The 22,569-nt window shown below is 40.6% G+C and carries 19 protein-coding genes; 12 read left to right on the forward strand and 7 right to left on the reverse strand.

All coding sequences use genetic code 11. The features are described 5' to 3' along the window. Positions 1-2 precede the first annotated feature (2 nt). Entirely contained in the window at positions 3-1,391 is a 1,389-nt protein-coding gene (locus N7E81_RS04875; RefSeq protein WP_263052162.1) for an ABC transporter substrate-binding protein, read from the reverse strand. Continuing rightward, positions 1,388-1,750, reverse strand: a complete 363-nt coding sequence (locus tag N7E81_RS04880; RefSeq protein ID WP_263052163.1) for a hypothetical protein — start codon at positions 1,748-1,750, stop codon at positions 1,388-1,390. The genes N7E81_RS04875 and N7E81_RS04880 overlap by 4 nt, the downstream gene beginning before the upstream one ends. Positions 1,751-1,847: 97 nt before the next feature. On the opposite strand from N7E81_RS04880, the gene N7E81_RS04885 reads away from it, so the two are divergent. Beyond that, positions 1,848-2,540, forward strand: coding sequence for a ComF family protein (locus tag N7E81_RS04885; protein WP_263052164.1), 693 nt, complete (start codon positions 1,848-1,850; stop codon positions 2,538-2,540). 51 nt (positions 2,541-2,591) lie between these two features. On the opposite strand, the gene gldJ is transcribed toward N7E81_RS04885, so the two are convergent. Next, the gene (gene gldJ / locus N7E81_RS04890) at positions 2,592-3,821 is read right to left on the reverse strand and encodes a gliding motility lipoprotein GldJ (RefSeq protein WP_263052165.1); all 1,230 of its coding nucleotides are present in this window, start codon (positions 3,819-3,821) and stop codon (positions 2,592-2,594) included. A gap of 286 nt (positions 3,822-4,107) precedes the next feature. Between gldJ and N7E81_RS04895 the strand changes: the two genes are divergently transcribed. Then, positions 4,108-4,719 (forward strand): sigma-70 family RNA polymerase sigma factor, encoded by a 612-nt coding sequence (locus N7E81_RS04895; protein ID WP_263052166.1) that lies wholly within the window; start codon positions 4,108-4,110, stop codon positions 4,717-4,719. A 91-nt stretch (positions 4,720-4,810) separates the two neighbouring features. After that, positions 4,811-5,977 carry a retropepsin-like aspartic protease gene (locus N7E81_RS04900; RefSeq protein ID WP_263052167.1) on the forward strand — a complete coding sequence of 389 codons (1,167 nt, stop codon included), beginning with the start codon at positions 4,811-4,813 and terminating at the stop codon, positions 5,975-5,977. A 3-nt stretch (positions 5,978-5,980) separates the two neighbouring features. Here the strand turns inward: N7E81_RS04900 and N7E81_RS04905 are convergent, their stop codons facing one another. Together N7E81_RS04905 and N7E81_RS04910 are read right to left on the reverse strand one after the other, a co-directional pair. Further along, positions 5,981-8,743 (reverse strand): FlgD immunoglobulin-like domain containing protein, encoded by a 2,763-nt coding sequence (locus N7E81_RS04905; RefSeq protein ID WP_263052168.1) that lies wholly within the window; start codon positions 8,741-8,743, stop codon positions 5,981-5,983. After that, positions 8,743-9,789, reverse strand: coding sequence for a saccharopine dehydrogenase family protein (locus N7E81_RS04910; RefSeq protein ID WP_263052169.1), 1,047 nt, complete (start codon positions 9,787-9,789; stop codon positions 8,743-8,745). The genes N7E81_RS04905 and N7E81_RS04910 overlap by 1 nt, the downstream gene beginning before the upstream one ends. 151 nt (positions 9,790-9,940) lie before the next feature. Between N7E81_RS04910 and N7E81_RS04915 the strand changes: the two genes are divergently transcribed. Further along, entirely contained in the window at positions 9,941-10,876 is a 936-nt protein-coding gene (locus tag N7E81_RS04915) for a glycerophosphodiester phosphodiesterase (protein ID WP_263052170.1), read from the forward strand. Positions 10,877-10,884: 8 nt separating this feature from the next. After that, positions 10,885-11,376: a hypothetical protein gene (locus N7E81_RS04920; RefSeq protein WP_263052171.1), complete on the forward strand. Its 492-nt coding sequence runs from the start codon at positions 10,885-10,887 to the stop codon at positions 11,374-11,376. On the opposite strand, the gene N7E81_RS04925 is transcribed toward N7E81_RS04920, so the two are convergent. Next, complete coding sequence (locus N7E81_RS04925; protein ID WP_263052172.1) at positions 11,373-12,953, reverse strand: SulP family inorganic anion transporter; 1,581 nt, start codon at positions 12,951-12,953, stop codon at positions 11,373-11,375. The genes N7E81_RS04920 and N7E81_RS04925 overlap by 4 nt on opposite strands. A 281-nt stretch (positions 12,954-13,234) precedes the next feature. On the opposite strand from N7E81_RS04925, the gene fabF reads away from it, so the two are divergent. From fabF to N7E81_RS04945, 4 genes are all read left to right on the forward strand, one after another. Then, complete coding sequence (gene fabF / locus N7E81_RS04930) at positions 13,235-14,482, forward strand: beta-ketoacyl-ACP synthase II (RefSeq protein WP_263052173.1); 1,248 nt, start codon at positions 13,235-13,237, stop codon at positions 14,480-14,482. 452 nt (positions 14,483-14,934) lie between these two features. Then, on the forward strand, positions 14,935-17,103 hold the full coding sequence (gene rnr, locus N7E81_RS04935) for a ribonuclease R (protein ID WP_263052174.1): 2,169 nt from the start codon (positions 14,935-14,937) through the stop codon (positions 17,101-17,103). Next, positions 17,096-18,073, forward strand: a complete 978-nt coding sequence (locus tag N7E81_RS04940; protein WP_263052175.1) for a polyprenyl synthetase family protein — start codon at positions 17,096-17,098, stop codon at positions 18,071-18,073. The genes rnr and N7E81_RS04940 overlap by 8 nt, the downstream gene beginning before the upstream one ends. A gap of 39 nt (positions 18,074-18,112) precedes the next feature. After that, a complete protein-coding gene (locus tag N7E81_RS04945) occupies positions 18,113-18,733 on the forward strand; it encodes a rhomboid family intramembrane serine protease (protein ID WP_263052176.1) in 621 nt (206 codons plus the stop codon). A 4-nt stretch (positions 18,734-18,737) separates the two neighbouring features. On the opposite strand, the gene N7E81_RS04950 is transcribed toward N7E81_RS04945, so the two are convergent. Then, positions 18,738-19,544 (reverse strand): DUF1571 domain-containing protein, encoded by an 807-nt coding sequence (locus N7E81_RS04950; RefSeq protein WP_263052177.1) that lies wholly within the window; start codon positions 19,542-19,544, stop codon positions 18,738-18,740. Between the two features lie 167 nt (positions 19,545-19,711). Here N7E81_RS04950 and N7E81_RS04955 point away from each other — a divergent pair, with 167 nt between their 5' ends. The 3 genes from N7E81_RS04955 to N7E81_RS04965 all read left to right on the forward strand — a co-directional run bounded on the left by N7E81_RS04955 (position 19,712) and on the right by N7E81_RS04965 (position 22,526). Beyond that, positions 19,712-21,613, forward strand: a complete 1,902-nt coding sequence (locus tag N7E81_RS04955) for a S9 family peptidase (RefSeq protein WP_263052178.1) — start codon at positions 19,712-19,714, stop codon at positions 21,611-21,613. A 2-nt stretch (positions 21,614-21,615) separates the two neighbouring features. Next, positions 21,616-21,858, forward strand: coding sequence for a hypothetical protein (locus tag N7E81_RS04960; protein WP_263052179.1), 243 nt, complete (start codon positions 21,616-21,618; stop codon positions 21,856-21,858). Between the two features lie 467 nt (positions 21,859-22,325). After that, positions 22,326-22,526 carry a type II toxin-antitoxin system RelE/ParE family toxin gene (locus N7E81_RS04965; protein WP_263052180.1) on the forward strand — a complete coding sequence of 67 codons (201 nt, stop codon included), beginning with the start codon at positions 22,326-22,328 and terminating at the stop codon, positions 22,524-22,526. Positions 22,527-22,569 lie beyond the last annotated feature (43 nt).

Here is a 22,569-nt window from a genome sequence, read left to right on the forward strand (position 1 = left end):
ATTTAATAGGTTTGGGGCGAGTCAAAATACATAAATTTTACAGATTCATTCAAACTACTATTTTCTTTAATACCTGATAAAGTATTACTGTAAATAACATACTCTGGAAAACGATCAAGAATTATATATTTTGCCAATTCTCTGTTTTTTAGATTTTCAACTAATGTTTGTAATGTTTTACTTTCATCGTTTGAATCTAATAAATCCAATGATATTTCTTTTAGTACGATATGTGGCTGGGTAGGATCTATATTTTCTGGATTTGTCTGACTAAAGTTTATATTTTTTGAGTTTGACAGATATGGTTTTTGTTTTCCTGAGATCTTGGTGTACCATTTTATTTTAAATAGAGTAGTGTCATTCTTGCTTTCCGTTTTCAAGGAGTCCAGATTATAACTTTCTATAGAGACATTAGAACCTAAGTGAATAAATTGACCTTTTTCTTTAGGTAGGCAATGGAGTACTTTTTTAATTAATAATGAATCTTGAATATTATTGAGTTGAGCATATCTTATGATTACTCTTTTGCTAGTAGTCACTTGGTATTCAGGATATTTTGTATTGATGATGTGGTTCATTTTATTGGTTTGTGGCGAGGGTGTTTTATGGAGTGGTTGGTAGGTAATTAAATCAAGAGATCCTCTGAAAAATTCGGCATATACTAAATCATCATTTTTAGTAAAACTGATATTGATGGTCTCAATTGGTGACTCTGCAAAGGCTGTTTTGTTTAATTGAGCTGATATATCTTCATTCATACTTGTTAACAGATAGGCTCCAGTGCCTATATATTCGCCCTTTGCTTGCTTAAAAAGTGTAAAAAGGGGAGACTGTAGCCAGGTCAATATTTCCTGATGTCTGGTATTTAGTTTTATACTAAATTTTGAATCGCTAATGATCTGAAAACCCTGTGGGAGGCTATCGACTATGCCTCTGTTCTTTCTATACCAATTAATAGAAGGATAACCCTCCATTGATGTAAAGAATGCTGATACAGGCTCTTCATTTAGGTGATGTGCAATTAAGTATTTAAAAAATGTTTTGATGGATTTTGTATCTATTCTTGTGCCATCGTGAAATTGTTTTTTTGGATATAGATCGAAATAATGTGTGTCAGCTAGTGTATCGTAGGTGTATTTGCTGACGATCATGCTGTTTTGGTTTGATTCAAATAAACGGTCGAATACGAGTGCTGCAATAAATTTTTCCGCATCGTTTTTCGCCCTTAAAGGGTTAAGTCGGATGACATTGTCGTGGAAATTTAGGTTTAAGGTTTTGTTATTTGATATAGGTGAGAAATCGTGTGTGCTCTGTTTTGTTTCACATGAAACAAAACAGAGTGCCAGTAAGGCCAAGCTTAAAATTGTTGAATATGGCCAGGTTTTTCTCATGAGTTGATGATACCAATCTCTTCTGAAAAATACTCTAATACGTGCATTTTAAGGAGTTTTTCTTGTTCCAATACATCAAAATGAGGCAGCTGCTTTTTGAGAGCCCAATGTGGCCAACCTTCTTGGTCTACACCTTCCAATTCGTAAAAACCTGTTAGACTTAGACATTTACATATTCCTAAATGAATTAGATCTTGCTTTTCTTCTTTGGAGAAATTGTCGTGACCTCTGCCCAATTCTTGAACACCAATGAGAAACAAAATGCCATTTAAATCTGCTGGTTTTTTGCCGAGTACTTCTTTGAGTTTCTCCCGTAGTTTTACCCACTTTCTTTCCAGATCCAGATCTTTTTTGAGCATAGGATTTTCTTAGTTCTTGATTGACAATAGCTGTAATTATCAAAGATATTCTACCTTAAGTTTGAAATAGAATGGCCGACAGTTTAATTTTCGTAAGATGATAAAAAAATACTGGAAAGACTTTCTTTCATTGATCTACCCCAATGTTTGTTACAATTGTGATGTGGCTTTGGTCGAAGGTGAGGAAAAAATATGTCTTCGCTGCTATCGTGATTTTCCTTTGACTAAATATCATCTCACAGTGCCGAATCCTTTGGTTCAAATGTGTTCAGGCAATGAGAAGGTGAAAGGAGCCTTTTGCTATATGAAATTCAATAAGCATGGTATTGCTCAGCTCATGTTGCATGAATTGAAATATAAAGGTAATATTTCGATGGGTTTAGCGCTGGGTCAGTGGTTTGCTCGATATATCCAAACCGAACTCAAAGAAGCAGAAATTGACGTCATTATTCCAGTACCATTGCATAAAGCTAAACAAAGAAAAAGGGGATATAACCAAAGTGAAGTACTGGCTAGAGGTATGAATAAGATTACTGGTATCAGCATCGTAAGGCAGGCACTGATTAGAACGAAAAATGTAAGTACACAAACGAAGAAAGGTAAAGTAGAACGTTGGCAAAATGTAGACGATCTTTATCAAGTAATAAATGCCGAACAGCTTGAAGGTAAGAACGTCTTGTTACTTGATGACGTGATTACTACAGGAGCAACTATAGCAGCTGCGGCTGAGGTCTTGTCAGTTTCTGGAGTAGGTCAGATATATTTGGGTTGTATTGCTTCGGGCAAATAAAAAAGGCTGATTCGATACGAATCAGCCTTTCAAAATTTAGTTTGTTGTCTTTTAGTAGTTAGTACCTGCTCTAATCATCGCACATCGGAAACCAATGGTAGACGTAGCAGAATCTTCTTCTAAATATCTTCTAGTACCAGGAGACATCCAGTAAGCCACATCAGCCCAAGAACCTCCTTTATACACTCTTACTCTGTCGTTGATTAGTGAGTTATAGTTAGCAAAATCATAACCATCTTCTTCGTCAAGGAACCCATCACGTCTCACAGGGTTCAAGTCATCAAAATCCTGATAAGAGAGTGGACGATAAACATCTTGTACCCATTCATTTACATTACCAGCCATGTTGTATAGACCAAAATCGTTTGGAGGGTAATCATAAATATAGGTAGTGATCATGGCTCCATCATTCAGTTTACCTGCGATACCAGCGTAGTCACCTCTACCTCTTTTGAAGTTAGCAAGAAAAGTTCCCAATTGCTTACCATAAGGATTTCTTAGTGCATGACCATCCCAAGGGTAAAGTCTGCTGTGTGTTTGGTTTTCATCAAGCCATTGTGTACCGATAAGTGCTTGTGCAGCATATTCCCATTCTGCTTCAGTTGGGAGACGGTAGTTTGGTAATACAAAACCAGACTCTAGTGGAATTCTTCCTGCAGAAGGTAGATCAGACTCAGCTTCCATAGCTTCATCATAATACCCAGCTTCTTCAGCCAGTTTTTGGTTTACTACAATAGACCTCCATAGGCAGAAATCTTGTGCTTGTTTCCAAGTCACACCCACTACAGGGAAAAATCTAAAACCAGGGTATCTTAAATAGTGATCGACATACGGATCGTTGTATGCCAAGTTTTTAGCCCAAACAGTCGTATCAGGCAAAGCAGACTCATAAAATTCACGAGAAGAGTCTAACCGCACATAGTGCAAATACTCTAACCAGTGAATGTTAGCTACTTCAGTTTCATCCATATAGAATGAAGCTACTGTTACCGTTCTCTCGTGATTGTCGCTAGTATTAGCTACATCTTCTTCAAAAGTACCGAGTACGGTTCTTCCGCCTTCAATAAACCTTAGGTTAGGTCCTTCTGGCTGACCGCGAAAGTCATTGACCTGAAAACCACCATCTTCTTCATTGAAAGCTAGTCCAGTGGCAGTACTTGCATCACCGGGATTGCTACTTGTCGCATGACCGCCGCCACCCATTGAACCACAAGAGGAAAGACCCATTGTGAGACCAACAAGAATTGCTGATGCGTTTAAGTAAGGAACAAATTTTTTCATAACAAACTCAAATTTTATTCAAGCTCCTAAAATAAAGACAATTTTTCTTAAAACAAACATACAAATGCTCTCAGAGAAAATAATCACAATAATTTCCCTTACATCGTTTTTTATTGTCTGACCTAGGAGGTCAACACTTTTTATACTACATATAGAATCCAAAAATATTTAATTTATTGTTCATATACATACCTTTTGGTCAATTAAGAAATCGTTAAAGCAGAATTATCAATTATATTTAGATAAATAGGACAATTTAATTTTAGTTAAATTTGCAATTATAATCATGTCACAGGCAGAAGCAGCATTATATCGTCCCTTATTACATACCATCGCTTACAAGATCGTTGGGTGTTCGGCTGTGGCCGAAGATATGGTGCAGGATACTTTTCTGAATTGGTTTAAAACCGAGCGGCAGGAAGTAAAGGATGCCAAAGCCTATTTGATTTCTTCGGTGAGAAATTTGAGTCTTAATTATTTGAAAAAGAAAAAGGATGAGTTGTTTGAAAACTTAACACCTAATCTTCCTTCATTTAGTATTAATACTGATATTTCTTATTTGGATATTAAACACGAAATAGCAGAATCTATGGCTGTGCTTTTGAAAAAGCTCGCGCCAGCTGAAAGAGCAGTTTTTGTATTGAAAGAGGTTTTCAATTTTGATTATGCAGACTTGCCAGCTATTCTAGGCAAAACATCTGACAACTGTCGTCAGCTATTGAGTAGAGCTCAACAAAAATTGACACAGGAAAAAGAGCGCTTTGCATTAGAGCCACACAAATTATCTACATTGATTGGCAATTTTAAAAAGGCAACATTGGGTGAATTTGAAGATTTAATTAAAAATCTGAAAGAAGATATATCAGTAGATATAAAGTCTACCGAACCCCTTGATTGAGTTTGGTTTAAGCCTTGAATACGATTTGTTTTTTCCTTTCTTAGAAAGTCTCCTTAAATTATAGGACTAAAACCAATATTAATTAGTTGCTATGAAAACTTTTGCTTTCTTATTATCCTGTCTTTGTACTTCATGGGCTTTCGCTCAAAAGCCTGTAAAAAGTATTCCTTTCGAGATTTTTGGTGATCATATCATTATTCAGTTGAGTGTGGATGGATCTGAGCCGTTGGATTTCATTTTTGACTCGGGAGATGGTATTACCGTGATCGACGAAGAAATAGCAGATCGGCTACATCTTGTCAAAGAGTCTGTTGTGCTCAATGAAGGTACTGTAGCTGGTTCTCTTATCAAGCACAATAAACTTGAGATCGGAGATTATCTATTAGAAAAAAACATAAAAGTATATGCGACAGATTTGGACCATCTGGAAATAAGTCTAGGTCGCGATTTTGATGGCATTATAGGATATGATTTGCTGCACCATCATGCTGTGCGTATAGATTATGACAATCTAAAATTTGAAATTTATGATCATGGTCAGCACCCTAAAAAAGGTGAACCTGTTTCATTTAAACTGAATACAGCTATACCTACCATTGCTGGTCAAGTAGTACTCAATAATGGAGAATCGCACCCAGGCACTTTTTTCGTGATGACTGGTGCAGGTACTACATTGGATTTTAATTCACCATTTGCTAATAAATATGATGTCATTCATAAAACAGGCGAACACTATTCATATTATGTAAAGAGTATATCTGATATAGAGACCAAACACTATGAAGGTATGGTAAAGTCTTTTTCGTTTGGTAATCAAAAATTTGATGATCTGCCGATAGGTATAAGTCAGGCTACATCGGGTACGCAAGCGCATGCGAAAGTAGCTGGAATATTGGGCAATAAGATTTTGAGTAGGTACAACGTAATCTTTGACTTGCCTGCTAAGCTGATCTATTTTGAAAAAAACAAAAACTTCGATGATCACTTTACGGTCAATTGCAGTGGTATTGATATTCAATTGTCTTCAGATAAAAAGAAAGTACTGATTCACCAAGTATTCGAAGGTAGTGCTGCTGAGGCTGTAGGAATAGAAACCAATGCAGAATTAGTAAGCATTGATGGGCAACGGGCTTTGACGGATGTCAATTTTGTTGAAATCCAAAAAATGCTTGTTCAGCCAGGTAAAACGATAAAACTACTTGTTGCACAAAATGGCGAAGAAAAATCAGTTAACCTCGCCTTGAAACCATTGCTATAAATCTTATTTGTTTAGAATCATTTTACCCCCATAGCTTTTATCTTGATAGATAATCAAGTATTGGTAAAGACCATTTTGTACTTGGTTCCCATTGTCATTTTTGCCATCCCAGGTTACAGTAATGTCCCCTTCGAATGGTATAGTATGAAGTAGCGAACGGACAATTTTTCCAGATACATCAATAATGTAGATTTTCGTTTCTTCATGTTTAGGAAGGGTAAATTTGATATGAAAATCGTCTTTAAATGGATTTGGATAGCCAAAGGCTAACTCTACTCCGTCTTGTTTTTGTGCATTGGAAGTGATCGGTTCGGTATTGGCTACTGTAGATTCGAAAACTCCATTGCCATGAGTGGCTATAGCTATTTTGCCATCAGTAGAGCGATAGTCGATCATACTTACTACTGAATTGCCAATGCTTTCTATACCTTCTTGCTTCCAAATGGTATTTTGTTCGGCTAGTTCGGTTGTACTATAGAGGCCCATACTGGTCCCTACATAGTATTTGTATCCACCATTCTGTAGGGCAATCATTTCTACCCACCGGATGCTGGACCCATGGCCTGTACCATCGGCGTTTTCTTCGAGATTTCCTCCTACGTTTTTGAAAGAGTTTCCACCATCTTCGGATAGATATAGACTGATGACGTTATAATTGGAATAGCAAATTAGCACACGACCTGCATCTTTTGGGTCTATACAAATACTCGAGATGTAGCCGTTTTGAGAAAAAACTTGCTCTGTTTCTGCTTGAGGGCTATTGGCTTTAGTGATTTTGTACACTTCGCCAATGCTCGTACCATAATATAGAATATGAGCGGGGTTAGTAGAAATATCCAATGCTGTAATATCTACCCATCTAGAAATCTCAGGTTGTATGACTTCCCAATTTGTAGAAGTAGTAGTTTGCTTGAATGGGGTGATTTGTGATAAGTTGTTGTTTCGCCAAATGGCACTATCTCCAGCTAGATACATTCTGTTGTAATTGTTAGGATCGAGCACGAAAGGTGTTACGAATAAGTAACTGCTTCTGTCTATTCCTGCTGGGTCTACTTTAGCCCAATTTTGTATACTGCCGTCGGTATTGTACGACATTCTGAATATTCCAGCTTCTTGAAAAGACAAATACCAATATTGGTTGTTGGGAGTGCTGGCGGTGTATGCACCGTCTCCGCCTAGTACAGAACTCCATTGTGTGTTTTCTCCCGTTTGCGTTTTTAGATAGGTGCCATTGTCTTGCATGCCGCCCATGATTTCATTTTTTCCTTCGTCTTTGGAAATAGACAAAGTATAAAATTGCGAAGTTACGTAGCCGTTGTTGAGAGATACCCAAGATACGGAAGAGGCTGTATTGTCGAATGTTTTGTGAACTCCACCGTCGGTAGCAGATAGCATGATTTTAGCATCTGGAAAGAATACCAACTCATGTTGGTCTGGATGATGATTGGGGTAAAGTTGGTTGATATCTTCTGTATCGTATCCGCCGATTTGAGTAATATGGGTAGAAGTGGCAAATCCATCTGTAGATCGATAAAGGTTGGTACCTCCCAAAAACACTAGATCCGAATCATCTGGATGCACTTTCACTGTTAGGTTATAAGAACCTTGACTATCGAATGATTCTAAGCCATTATTACCATCTGGTATTTGGTTAGAGAGGTTGGTCCACCTGACCTGGTCATATTTCCAAAGTTGGATAGTGAGACCTTCTACCAAGAAGTAGACAATGTTTTCATTGGATGGGGCATATGACATGACTAATCGCTCTGAGAGTGCATTGAAATTTGGCGGAGTAATATTGGCCCAATTTTCCCCGTCAGTAGAATGAAAAATGCCTTTGTCAGTCGTGTTTATACCTGTGCTCGTGGCTGTACTGAGGTAAGCATACATTTGACCCAGAGGGGTTATCATGATGTTGGTATAAAAAGAAGCATTAGAATTATTCAGATCACCCGACTTGTCTTCCAATAAATTAGGCTCACCTAATACTTTCACCCAACTCTGTCCCCCATCTGTCGATTTTACGATATTGCCATAAATGGCTGCATAGATGACATCATTAGTGAAAGGCTCTAGTGGATTAATAGCCAGGTTCCATGAATAATTGAAAGGGTTATCGAAAGATGCAGGTTGATTGGTAGTAGTAGAAGCGAGTATGTCCCATGATTGACCACCATCGGTAGATTTGAAAAGACCATCACCTCGATAGGGAGCATCAGATGCGCGAGCCGAATTGCCTAGCAGTTCTCCTGTTCCAAAATACCAATTGTCGCGTTTGCCTATGCGAGTGTCTTGCACTAAACAAGTTACACTATTGATTGCTGCTGGCTGAGAAGTACGTGACCAATTTAGTCCACCGTTGGTGGTGCGCCACATACCGCCAGATACTCCACCAGCTAATATGATATTTTCATCGCGAACATCTATCACCAGTCCGCGTGTTCTTCCACCTACATTTGATGGTCCTGCGAGCGTCCAAGTTTGTTGGTTTTCTGTTCCTAGTTGGGCTTGCCTTTGTTGGATCTTACGAGCAAAACTCAATTCCTTTTGATGGATGCCAGCTGGGATCGTATTGGTATGAGGGTCTACTAGCTGTCTGCGTTCGTATTCGAACCGGGCTTGAGGGTTTTCTTTCGTACCAATCGATGAGGGAGCTGATGGCAAAGGAGGTACGGAGGCTGTTTCTTCGACTTGTTGTGCTACTTCACCACACCCTAATACCCATGTACCGAGCATTAAGCTCAGCATCACATTTGATAGTTTCATTAAATATCTTCTCTCTTAGTATTTTCTATTTCTAAAATCAAATCTGAACCATAAACTAAACTTGGTGTTTGATACCCAGTATTTGGCAAAGCCTGACTCATTTTATCTATAATCATTAGCGAAGCAATCGACGTGAGTTTGTATCCCTCTGGTGTCGATAGTTTAGCCGACTTGCTTTCACCTTTAGCATTTTTTACTTCCCCCCAAAGATAGCATTTGCTTTCTTCTCTCATTTTTTCGGATGGTCCCGTTACCGTTTTTTTCACTTTTTTTTGTAGGTAATTTTGTACGAACCCGAGATTGAATAACCAACTCCATTTTTGGGCCGTCTTCATTTTTTTGACCTGCCCTGGGTGCATGGCAGTATAGACCATGATATTGGGTATGCCTGTGCTTCGATATGCAGTAGACACATCTCCCCATGGTATGGATACAAAGTTTTTTTCTTTTCCATCCAGATTCAACAAACGAGAAGCATACACATGAGGCACAGATATGATTTTGGAATCTTTTCGGATGGCTCCTCCTTTGCCTATGCCCTGAGTCATGGTGAGTGCTGTACCTCTGGAGGTAGAAGATTCACTCATAAAGGCCAGTTCCAAATGAGTAGCATTGGGCAATTGAGATTTGAGGTAGCTAGCCAAACAGTCGCTTGGCACCACATCAAACCCTACACCAGACATGATCATGATACCAGCATCTTTGGCTGCTTGGTCTAGTGAAGCGCCTAATTCGAATACTTCAATTTCGCCAGTAATGTCCAAATAATGAGTTTTGGTCGCCAAGCAGGCATTCATCATGAGTTTTGCCGTTTCTGAAAATGGGCCTGCACAGTGTAAGACAAGCTCTACTTCACTTAGCGCTTCGTGCAGTTTTTCGGTTTGGGAAAGATCGAAATATCGATAAGGTAAGGCCAATTCGTTAGCCAAGGCTTTAGTTCTTTCTTTATCGCGACCAGCAAGTACGGGTGTGAGGCCTTTGGCTTTTGCCAATTTAGAAATGAGCTGGCCAGTATATCCGTAAGCTCCGTAGATGAGAAATTTCATGGGTATGATGTTTTTTGAAATTGGAAATTAAGCAAAACCACGCAATCCACCCTTCATTATCAATGACAAAAATATCAGCTTAACGAAGCAAGTTTTTTTATGTTAATTTACTTGTTGTATTTTTAAAGCCACAAAACAATTTATTTCTCCTATGTCGATGAACAGCCGCAATTTTATCTGGTATGCGCTTCCCATGATGATCTTTTTAGGCCTCATGTGGCTTTATGAGCCTTGGTTTTATCAACGATACATTGCTAGCGAAAAGCTAGAAAAAATCAAAAAAAGAGACTTCAAAATTGTGGGTCATAAAGGAGCTGCTGGATATGCTCCTGAAAATACACTTTCCGCTTTTCAGATGGCGATGGATATGGGCGCTGATATGATCGAAATCGATGTGCACTATACCAAGGATGGAGAAGTTGTCGTGTTTCACGATGAAGAAATATCAAGAACGACCAATGGCACGGGCAAAATTCATGAGCTCACATTGGCAGAAGTAAAAGAACTGGACGCAGGGTACTGGTTTTCACCAAAATTTGAAGGGGAGAAAATCCCTACCTTAGCGGAAACTATAGACCTGATTCATGGAAAAATGGAGTTGATTATTGATATCAAATCCAAAGGCCATGAATACTACGATGGGTTTTCAGATCGTATCGTGGAGATTATTGATGAAAAGAAGGCTATGGATTGGTGTATTATTCAGGCTTACGATGAACAATATTTGCAAGATGCCTATGAAGCTGATTCTACCATCGAAATGAAAAAAATCATGATGGGCGAAGATGAAACTCACCTGTTGGCTTTTTATATCAATGCTAAGACTTTTACCGAGCATCGAAACATGCATGAGTTTTTTGGTACATTGAATCCGCACTTTACTACACTTTCTCAGCGTAGAATTTTCAGGTTTCATGCCAGAGGCTACAAGGTTTTCACTTATGTGGTAAACGAAAGGTCTGATATGCTCAAGATGCTCAATATGGGAGTGGACGGAATCATTACGGACTATCCGGATCGGATGTCAGAGATCAGGGAAGAACTCGAGCAGCTAGATCGCCGAAGAGCATCTGGTGACATAGAATAGTAAAGACAATGAAATTTAATAACGGAGAGGATTATTACAATAAAATATATCTCCATTTCAATTTCCTCATCGCAATTTCATTATTGCCGTTTGGCTATTTGCTATTGCAGCAGCAGGCTGGTCTTATGATGGTACTGGTGCCAGACCAGTGGTATATCATGGTTGTAGTTAGTTTGATGTTGGCTGCTGCTGGGCTCATTTTTCAATCTCATAAGGTTTTCATTTCTTTTCTCAAAACGGATATGACTGCTGATAGCTTGAGAGAAAAGCTGGTGAGTTACAAAACGGCCTCACAAAAGAAAAACCTGTCTTTTTTATTAGCCAGTTTGATTTGCGTATGTGGTTTTTACCTTACAACCAGTGGTATTTTTGTTGTCGGTTATATTGTGTCGATCATTTTATTGTCTATAAAACGACCGACACTTAATACCATTATTGAAGATTTGAAATTGTCCGAAGACGAGCAAAATATTCTAATAGAGAAGAAGGATATCGCTTAGGCTTCTACCCCCACAGCTTCCGTCATTACATAATATCTTGGATCATCTATATCCGAAATGATGATTTCGTCAAAATTAGGATTGGCCTTTTTGAGTATGTTTTTACAATCAGGGCTTAGGTGCTTGAGCATTACCTTTTTGCCCAATGCTTCATATTTATTTACAATGATTGTGATGGCCTCTACCCCAGAGTGATCAGATACTTTAGAATCGATAAAGTCGATTTCTATTTGTTCAGGGTCTTCTGCAGGGGTGAATTTGCTGTTGAACGCCTGAATGGATCCGAAAAATAGAGGCCCCCAGATTTCATACACTTTGGTGCCATTTTCTCTAGTGCTTTTTCTCGCACGAATCTTAGTTGCATTTTCCCATGCAAAAACCAAGGAAGAAACAATTACACCACAAACGACAGCGATCGCTAGGTCAAACACGACCGTAACGCCTGATACTAGGATGAGCACAAAAGCATCCGCTTTTGGGATTTTGTGAATGATTCTAAAACTAGACCAAGCGAATGTGCCGATCACGACCATAAACATAACACCCACGAGTGCAGCGATTGGCACTTGTTCGATATATGGAGCAAAAAACAAAATGAAGGAAAGCAACATTAGTGCGGCTACTATACCCGAAAGACGACCACGGCCACCTGAGTTTACATTGATCATAGACTGACCGATCATGGCACAGCCACCCATACCTCCGAAAAACCCATTCACTATGTTGGCAGTACCTTGGGCTACACATTCTTTGTTGCCGCTACCTCTGGTCTCTGTGATCTCATCAATCAAAGTCAAAGTCATAAGTGATTCGATCAAGCCAATGGCAGCCAAAATCAGCGCATAAGGAAAGATGAAAGTCAATGTTTCCATAGTAAATGGAATTTGTGGAATCATAAAAGAAGGTAAGCCTCCTTCGATACCCGTGCCTCCATTAGACTGTACAAAAGACAAAACCGTAGAAGTGTCTATACCTCCAAAAATGACGACCAACGAAACCGTTAGGATGGCTGCGAGGCCAGCAGGAATTTTAGTTGTGATTTTGGGCAAACCAAACATGATGGTCATTGTCAGGGCTACTAGCCCGAGCATGGTCCATAATTCTGTACCTGCGAGCCATTCGCCTTCTACTTTGAACATGCCTAGTTGAGATAAGAAAATCACAATGGCGAGACCGTTTACAAACCCGAGCATGACAGGGTGCGGAATTAATCGAACAAATTTTCCTAATTTAAATACCCCTGCGGCGATTTGCAAAAGACCCATCACGACCAAAGTGGCAAATAGATATTGCACTCCAGCACCTTCTACATCAGGCATCATAGCGTTTCCTTCTTTCACTAGCGCAACCATCACCACGGCTAATGCACCCGTAGCACCAGAGATCATACCCGGCCGACCACCGATCACAGCCGTGACCAAACCAACCATAAAAGCACCATAAAGGCCAATGATAGGATCGATGCCTGCTACGAAAGCAAAAGCAACGGCTTCAGGCACTAAGGCGAGCGCCACAGTTATACCAGAGAGGATATCATTCTTGGCGTTTTTGGATTTATTCTTGATCAACTCAAACATAAAATTGTATTTTCTAATTTGGGCTGCAAAGGTATAGGACTAATCCCTTAGAGGGAAGGCTATATTCAAATATAACAGGGAGGCGATCTGCTACAGCCGAGTCAATAGCTTAGGTTTTAATGCTTAAGAATCAATTTTGTGAAAGAACCAAGTACAAAAGCTTGGCAGACCATATCTTCGCTGTTGGTTTTACGTTTGCTTGAAAGAGTAAAGCAATTAAGACCTTCTAAAACTTCATTATCCAAATATTCAATCTGTAGAATCTCATAAATAAAATTACAATGACAGAAAGAAGAGTAGTAATCACAGGCATGGGAGCGATCACTCCCTTGGGCAACGACGTACAAACTTTTTGGGACAATGCCGTTAATGGTGTAAGTGGTGCTGGGCCGATTACCCATTTTAATGCAGAAAAATTCAAAACGCAGTTTGCCTGCGAAGTCAAAGATTTTGACCCTACACGATATCTCGATCGCAACGAAATCAAGCGTACCGATTTATACAGTCAGTATGGGTTGTATGCTGCGGCTCAGGCCATCGAGGATGCTGATTTTGACCTGAGTCAAATGGACCCATTCGATGTGGGTGTGATCTGGGGCACTGGCCAGGGAGGCCTTGAGACACTGGAAAAAGAAGTGCAGTACTATATGGAGAAGGACAAAGAGCCGAAGTTCAATCCATTCCTGATACCAAAAATGCTGACCAATATGTGCGGTGGTATGATCGCTTTGAAATACGGTTTTATGGGTATTGGTTTTACTACTATATCGGCTTGTGCTACGACTAATACAGCCATTATGGATGCTTTCAATTATATTAAATTAGGCAAAGCCAAAATTTTTGTGACGGGAGGCTCTGAAGCACCTATTACTGAAGCTAGTATTGGTGGCTTTGGTTCGATGAAGGCACTATCCACACGCAACGATTCTCCAGAAACAGCTTCCCGTCCCTACGATGTCGATCGTGACGGTTTTGTGATGGGCGAAGGAGGTGGCGCACTCATCCTCGAAGACTATGACCACGCCAAAGCCCGTGGGGCAAAAATATATGCCGAGCTGGTAGGTTCTGCCATGACCAACGATGCTTACCACATGACGGCTACACATCCAGAAGGCTTAGGTGCACTTCGTGCTATGGAGTGGGCACTCAAAGAAGCCAATCTCACACCAGCGGATATCGATTATATCAATACGCACTCAACCTCTACCCCAGTGGGTGACTTGAGTGAGCCAGCAGCTATTGCCAAATTGATGAATGGCTATGAAAACAAATCAGTGATTAGTGGTACGAAATCTATGACTGGTCATATGCTCGGAGCGGCAGGTGTAGCAGAGGCCATTCTCTCTATTCAAGCGATTAACCATAATATTGTCCCTCCTACCATCAATACCGAAACGATCGATCCAGCTATCGTGGGCGATCACGATATTGTGACCAAAGAAGCCAGACAAAAAGAAGTGAAAGTGGCCATGAGCAATACTTTTGGTTTTGGTGGGCACAATGCTATTTCGATTTTTAAGGCGATTTAAATGTAAAAATGTCCTTATCAAAAGCGGATCTTTTCATGGAGTTACATCAAAAGATATGCTGATAGCAGCAGCACTTCGAAAAGGTACTAGCGCTTTTGATAAGGACATATATTGAACCCAGTACCATCTCAGAAAAATGCAGAGGTCTTCTATCAAACAGCCTATGAAGGCAATTCCGTTCAAATTGTCTTTGTTGGAAAAAGGATTTATAATAACTCAAAACCATTCCCTCCGTTATACCATCAGGTAGTGCTAAAAATTAAATGCCTACCTTTGTAAAAAATTATTAACCAATCGAGTCTGTCTATTCCGACAATATAATCTTCGCAAGTCGAGCATTTGCGAAATTGATAATCAGAAGATAATTTCTGATACGAAAGTTTCTCACCCTTCCCCGTATCTTTGTTAGGATTGTTTTCAGACTCCCATCACATCTTATTATATTCCCATACATGGCGAAAAAGAAAAAAGACAATAGGCGGCATATCAACCGTACCAAGAAAGTACTAAATATAGATGCCGTACGCCGGCAAGTTGCCGACTTATTCGACGAAAGTCCTGGAGAGGCCTTTACCGTCAAACAAATTTTTAGTAAAGCAGGCCTTAGAGATAAGCAGGCCAAAAAAGAAGGGCTCAATTTTGTACTCGACCTAGAGCAAGAGGGCACCATCGAGCAAATGCGCAATGGGTCGTTTCGATCTAGAAAAACACAACCAGCCGAAGGGCTAGAAGGTGTAGTGGATCATGTAAACCGAAGGTTTGCTTATGTGATCTGTGAAGGACAAGACGAAGATATTTGGGTAAAATCAGAAGATCTAGGCAATGCCATAGATGGAGATCGCGTCCGCGTCCGCGTAAAAAAAGGCGCTAGAAATGGAAGCAGACCCGAAGGCGTAGTGACAAAGATCGTATCCAGAGCTCGAACAGAGTTTGTAGGCAAAATTGAGATTATGCCCAAGTATGCCTTTATCGTACCTGACAACAGGAAAATATATATTGACATCTTCGTCTACCCAGAAAAGATTGGTAAGGCCAAAACCAACGACAAAGTGTTGGTAAAAATCAAAGACTGGCATGGTGGTAAGCAGAAAAGCCCAGTAGGCCAAGTCACAGAAGTACTTGGGCAGGCTGGAGAAAATGAGGCAGAGATCCATTCAATTATGGCTGAGTTTGGTTTGCCTTTTAGGTTTCCCAAAAACGTGGAGGCCTTTGCCGAAAAGCTACCAGTAGAAATCACCAAGGATGAAATAAAGAAAAGAAGAGACCTCAGACAGGTGACTACTTTCACCATTGATCCTGATGATGCCAAAGATTTTGATGATGCTATATCGGTAGAGTATTTGAAAAATGGCAATTATGAAATAGGTATTCACATCGCAGATGTCTCTTATTATTTGGAGGAAAAGAGCCTATTGGATGAAGAGGCGGTGAATAGAGCAACTTCGGTTTATTTGGTGGATCGTACCATTCCGATGCTTCCCGAAAAATTATCTAATGGAGTTTGCTCGCTTCGACCGAAGGAAGAAAAACTGACGTTTTCGGCTATGTTTGAAATTACACCTAAGGCGCAAATTAAAAACCAATGGTTTGGGCGAACTGTGACGTATTCTGACAGGCGATTTACTTATGAAGAGGCACAAGAACGAATCGAAAGTGGCGCAGGTGATTTTCATGAGGAGATTAATTTACTTAATGGCTTGGCACACCTGCTGAAAGCAGAAAGGTTCAAAAAAGGAGCGATTGGTTTTGAAACCGTAGAAGTTAAGTTTAAGCTCGATGAAAACGGCAAACCATTGGGTATTTTCCCAAAGGAAAGAAAAGACGCACACAAACTGGTAGAAGAGTTTATGCTTTTGGCCAATAAGAAAGTGGCTGAGTTTATTTACAACAAACACAAGGGCAAGGATACGTTCGTCTATCGAACACACGATGACCCAGACCCAGAGCGATTGGTCACTTTTGCCAAGTTTGCAGCCAAGTTTGGACATAGACTTAAGGTAGGTGCGGAGCAAGTATCCGATACGCTCAATACGTTGATGGATGATATTCATGGTAAGCCAGAGCAAAACGTACTGGAGTCACTAGCGATCAGAACCATGTCTAAGGCCATCTACACTACGGAGCCGAAAGGTCACTTTGGATTGGCATTTCCACACTATACTCATTTTACCTCACCGATTCGTAGATACCCAGATGTGATGGTGCACCGTTTGCTCCAGCATTATCTAGATGGCAAGCCTTCTCCCAATGAGGATGCGTATAAAGATTTATGTCGTCATTCTTCCGAAAGGGAGAAAAGAGCGGCTGATGCTGAAAGAGCTTCGATCAAATTCAAACAAGTCGAATTTATGCAAATGGCCGAAAAACGACCTTTTGAGGGTATTATTTCGGGCGTCACCGAGTGGGGCATCTTTGTAGAAATGACGGAAACCAAATGTGAAGGTATGGTGAGGACTTCTACCATGACGGACGACTTTTATGAGTTTGATGAAAAGAATTTTTGCATGATTGGCAAACGAAACAAAAGGATGTTTACTTTGGGCGATCAAGTGACTGTGATGGTGGTAGGCACCGACATCGACCGTCGAACCATAGATTTGGAATTTGTAGATAATGACTAAAGACATTAAAATCTTTCAGGAAAAACTAACAGAAAGATTATTAGCACTCGATTTGCACAAGGAGCCTAAAGAGCTCTACGAGCCAATCCACTATACTCTCAGCCATGGGGGCAAAAGGATGCGCCCGATATTAGCGCTCATGGGCTATCTCTGTAGCAAAGACGATTGGGAGAAAATTATCGATCCAGCGCTTTCTATTGAGTTGTTTCACAACTTTACGTTGATTCACGACGATATCATGGACGAAGCCCCGCTGCGTAGAGGTGAGCCCACGGTTTATAAAAAATGGAATAAAGACATCGCCATACTCTCTGGCGATGTATTGATGGTGATGGCCTACGACTTATTGATGCAGGCCGAATATGACGATTTCAAATATTTGCTTCGGTTGTTCAACCAGTGTGCCAAGGAGGTCTGCGAAGGCCAGCAGCTGGATATGAACTATGAGGAAATGTCTTCGGTGAGTGAGGAGGACTATCTGGAAATGATCCGCTTGAAAACGGCCGTATTGCTAGGTTTTAGCCTAGAGCTGGGTGGTCTGCTGGGTGGCATGTCGAAAGATGAAGCCATGCATCTCAGAGATTTTGGTGTGAATATTGGTATCGGGTTTCAGCTCAAAGATGATCTGCTAGATGTATATGGTGATGCCCAAAAATTTGGCAAGCAAGTTGGCGGCGATATCATTGCCAATAAGAAGACCCTACTTCTCATCAAGGCCATAGAACTGGCCGAGGGCAAACAAAAACTTGACCTACACAACTTGATGGCCGATAAGGACATCGACCCAGAAGAGAAGGTCAGAAAAATGAAAGCCATCTATGCTGATCTTAATATTGAAGCCATTGCCGAAAAGGCGATGAACGATCATTTTGAAAAAGGCTTTGATCAGTTGGATGCATTAGAAGTGAGCGAATACAACCTAGGACCACTTCGTCAGTTTACCCGCGCATTGATAGAGAGAGATCACTAAACGGAGAAAATCAAATTTTGGAATTTTGAATTGTAAAAAATGTCTTGGACAGTAGTCATCATTATAGCCAATGTAGTGGTTAGTTATTTGGGTTTTCAAAACCCTAGTTTGCAATACAAACTGACCATGAATCCCGTGGCGATTTTGAGGCAAGGCCAGTGGTACCGAGTTATTACTTCTGGCTTTATCCATTCCAATTGGACTCACTTGGCGTTCAATATGTTTACGTTTTACTTTTTTGGTAGACTTGTAGAGCAAATTTTTGCAGCACTCAAAGGGTCGCAAGGAGGTATTTACTTTATTCTCTTTTATATTTTGGGTATTGTAATATCAGATTTGCCCTCGCTGCTCAAGCATAAAAATAATCCGCATTACAACTCGCTAGGCGCTTCGGGTGGAGTAGCCGCGGTGGTATTTTGCAGTATCCTTTTCTTCCCTACCAATCCCATTTGCTTGTATGGGTTTATCTGTATTCCTGGATTTATCTTAGGTGTGATTTATTTGATTTACTCCTATACCAAGGGAAAAAACATGTCGGATAATGTGAATCATGATGCTCATCTGATTGGAGCGGTATATGGGCTGGTCTTTAGTGTGATTATGGAGCCTAGGGTGCTGGCGAGTTTTGTGCAGCAGATTTCAGAGTGGGAGGTTTTCTAAACGATTAGAAACTATAAGCGGTATATCCGTCAGAAAACTCATCGTCGGTCAGTACAGGATCTATTTCTACATTTCTAAATTCATACTTTTCGAAAAGGCCTAGTTCGTCGTAGACTTCTAACTTTAGCGGAATTTGTCGATCTTGATCGATAAAGAGCACCATCTTGGCTGCATAGTCGGTAGGCAAGTTCAATATGTCTCCTGCTTCGATTTGAGAAAAAGGCCCTAGGCTTGGGTTTTTTTCAAGAATCATATATTCGCTAAGTCTGTTTTTGAGGGCAATACTAGAGATACTCTCTCCTTTTTTTACGGTATGGCTGTGGTAGCCAAAGTTGGGATTGACCATAGAGATAATTTCACAAGTCTGGCCGTTCAGTTGGCTTGTGCCATGATCATTGAGTAAGTCGTCTATGCCATCTTTGTGCTTGTAGAAAAGGTACTCCATCACAGAAACGACATAATCATAGCCACCTTCTAGGATGGTATGGTGTTGGTCTTTTTTCATCAACTCCCCTTTTGGGTCTAGTTTCAGGTTTACCCAAGGAAAACCATTGGGATTAACCAACGCCTTTTTTTCGTCCAGTGGGTGCGGATAGAGCACTTCCATGCCAGTATTGGGCATCAGCTCTTTCATATAGATTTTGTAAGGGCGGCGGTGCATTTTGATCGACAGGTGATTTTCTACAAAAGTGCCATTGATGCGTTCGGATCGGATAAGTTCATACTTGAGAGATTCGATCTGGCGAGTTGCTTCGAATACTTGCTTTACTTTATCAGGCGCAGAGGTTTTACTAGGGTCGGTGAAACTCATTAACACTAATGAGCACAAGGAAACTAACCAGAAAGAAGACTTCATCATATATATTCAGTTAGAAATAGCTGAAAATAGGTTGGCGTTTGATCATTAGACAAATTTCAATCGACTCACCCCCAAATGCTTATCTATTTTGTAAATTGCTAGCAAAATCCTTAAATGCTATGAAAAAGTTAACTTCCATTATTTGTCTTTCTTTTTTAATCTTTTCGGCTATGGCCCAAAATGTGATGACATCCGAGATGTTATGGAGTTTGGGACGGGTAGCAGGCATTGGTATTTCTACAGATGGTAAGTCCGCTGTATATAGTGTCTCCAAATATGATGTAGCTACCAACGAAAAAAGCACCACTTATTATGCCGTTCCTATCGTAGGAGGTGCTGCCGCGCAAATAGCAGATCCTTTTGAGCTAGTCGCTGATCAGAGCTTATCCCCTGACGGTGCACATAAGATTTTTCACCGAAGTGTAAAAATCAATAGTGTATCAGGCAAGGATTATTATCCAGACATGGATAAATCTGAAGTACAGATCTACAATGACCTGATGTATAGACATTGGGATACTTGGTCGGATGGCAGCTACAACCACGTGTTTATGAGCAACGCAGATGGCACCGAAGAAGTAGACATCATGAAAAACAAGACCTTTCATAGTCCTACTCAGCCGTTTGGTGATGAGTCGGACTATATCTGGGGGCCGCGAGGCCGCAAGATTTTGTATGTCACCAAAACCAAAGCAGGTTCGGCCTATGCGACCAGTACTAACACGGATATTTTCTCATATGACCTAAATACCCTCACCACTACCAATCTGACCAAGGGGATGATGGGATATGACAACAGCCCAGCCTATTCTAAATATGGCATTTTGGCTTGGTTTAGTATGGCAAGAGATGGCTATGAGTCGGACAAAAATGATATCATTATCATGGATCGGTTTGGCAAGAAAAATCTGACAGAGAAATGGGATGGCACCGTCTCTAGTTTCAAATGGGCCGAAGATGGGAAAGACATTTATTTTGTAGCTCCAGTGGGTGGCGAAAAGCACCTCTTTTCTGTAGACTATCCTGGCAAGTCTAAGAAGCAGCCCGTGGTGAAGCAAATCACCAAAGGCCAGTTTGATGTGACAGGAATCGTAGGACAAAGTGGTAAGACACTGGTAGTGACTCGCACGGATATGAACCACGCCAAAGAGCTATATACCGTCAACCTGAGCGATGGCAAAATGAAACAGTTGTCACACGTGAATGACGAAGTGTACCAATCCATTGGCCTAAGCAAAGTGGAAAAGAAAATGGTAACCACTACGGATAACAAGCAGATGGTGACGTGGGTGATATATCCGCCTGATTTTGATCCAAACAAAAAATACCCGACCCTATTGTATTGTCAAGGAGGACCACAGGGAGCACTTTCACAGTTTTATTCTTATCGATGGAATTTCCAGCTCATGGCTGCGAATGGCTATATCATAGTAGCACCTAATCGACGAGGTATGCCAGGCCATGGTGTAGAATGGAACGAACAAATAAGCAAAGACTATGGAGGGCAAAATATGCAGGACTATCTGGCAGCGATTGATGCGATGGCCAAAGAACCGTATGTAGATGCCGACAGGCTTGGTGCAGTGGGTGCGAGCTATGGTGGCTATTCGGTTTTTTATTTGGCGGGCACGCACAACAAGAGGTTTAAGACCTTTATCTCTCATGATGGGATTTTCAACTGGAGGAGTATGTATGGCACTACAGAAGAGTTGTTTTTTGTGAATTGGGACATTGGCGGGGCCTACTGGGATACCGACAATGCCGCTGCTCAGAAGTCTTATGCGGAGTTTAATCCCATAGACAAAGTAAAAAACTGGGATACGCCCATTATGATCGTACAAGGAGGCAAAGACTATCGGGTGCCGATCGGGCAAGGGCTGGAGGCCTATCAGGCTGCACAGTTGCTCGGGATCAAAAGTAGACTGATCTATCTGCCAAATGAAAATCATTGGGTGCTATCTGCACAAAACGGGATCGTATGGCAGCGTGAGTTTTTCCGATGGCTCGAAGAAACGCTATAAGTATGAAGTGTGTTACCAACAAAAGGTGCTATGATACTCGTGAGCTGGCCGAGGAGGCGCTCATAGAGCATCGTACACGCCATTACCACAATGACAACAGTGGCCCGATCAACGTCTATGAATGTCGCGACTGCGGCAGCTACCATTTCACCTCACAGGGAGAAGTGAGCGACCTGATCAAGCAAAACAAATCCAAGATTTCTGCCAATCGCGAAGCCAATTATTGGGAAAGGAAATTGAGGTGATTGGAGGAAAACGTTTGGGTTAATTTTATGAGCGTTTATAATCTTTCAAATGTTGAAGATCTTAAGTACGACTTGGAAGAAATATTCAGGCGAATTGATTCTGTCTACGAAATCATTTTTTTGACAGACAAGACAATAGTTAAACCCAAAATGATATTAGAATCTGATCATCATTTGCCTAAGTCACGTTTAACTTTCACCACCTTTGGTGTAATAATGCACCAAAAAAGTAAAGTTATGGGATGACAAAGTATTTCTTTTACAGAACCCAATGATGAGTGGTTGAAATCTCAAGTAGACAGTCAGGAGTATTCAGCAAAAATGAGCTGGTAAAACGACTTGGTACGACAGGCAAGAAAGCAGCAACAAGAAATAGACAACATAAGGTTGAAACTGGAGAAGGCCGAAAATTCTGGTTTCACTAATGACAGTCAAAAAGAGATACTTAGACAGGCAAAACCCAAATAATGCCTGAATACAGAATCAGCGAGATAGCCAAACAGGACCTTATCCGAATACATCAATATGGAGAAAGTCAATTTGGAGAAGAACAAGCTGATAAGTACTTCAACTCCTTCTTCGAAAAATTTGAGTTCACCGAAGAAAGACCATATGCATTTGAATCTGCGGAATTCATTAAAGAGGGCAGCACTATTGCTGTGCGTTAGTCGGAAGCAATAGCGCTGCCCTCTTTTCTATGACATGAAGTGG

The organism is Reichenbachiella carrageenanivorans, from assembly GCF_025639805.1.
In the GTDB taxonomy this organism is placed as follows: Bacteria; Bacteroidota; Bacteroidia; order Cytophagales; family Cyclobacteriaceae; genus Reichenbachiella; species Reichenbachiella carrageenanivorans.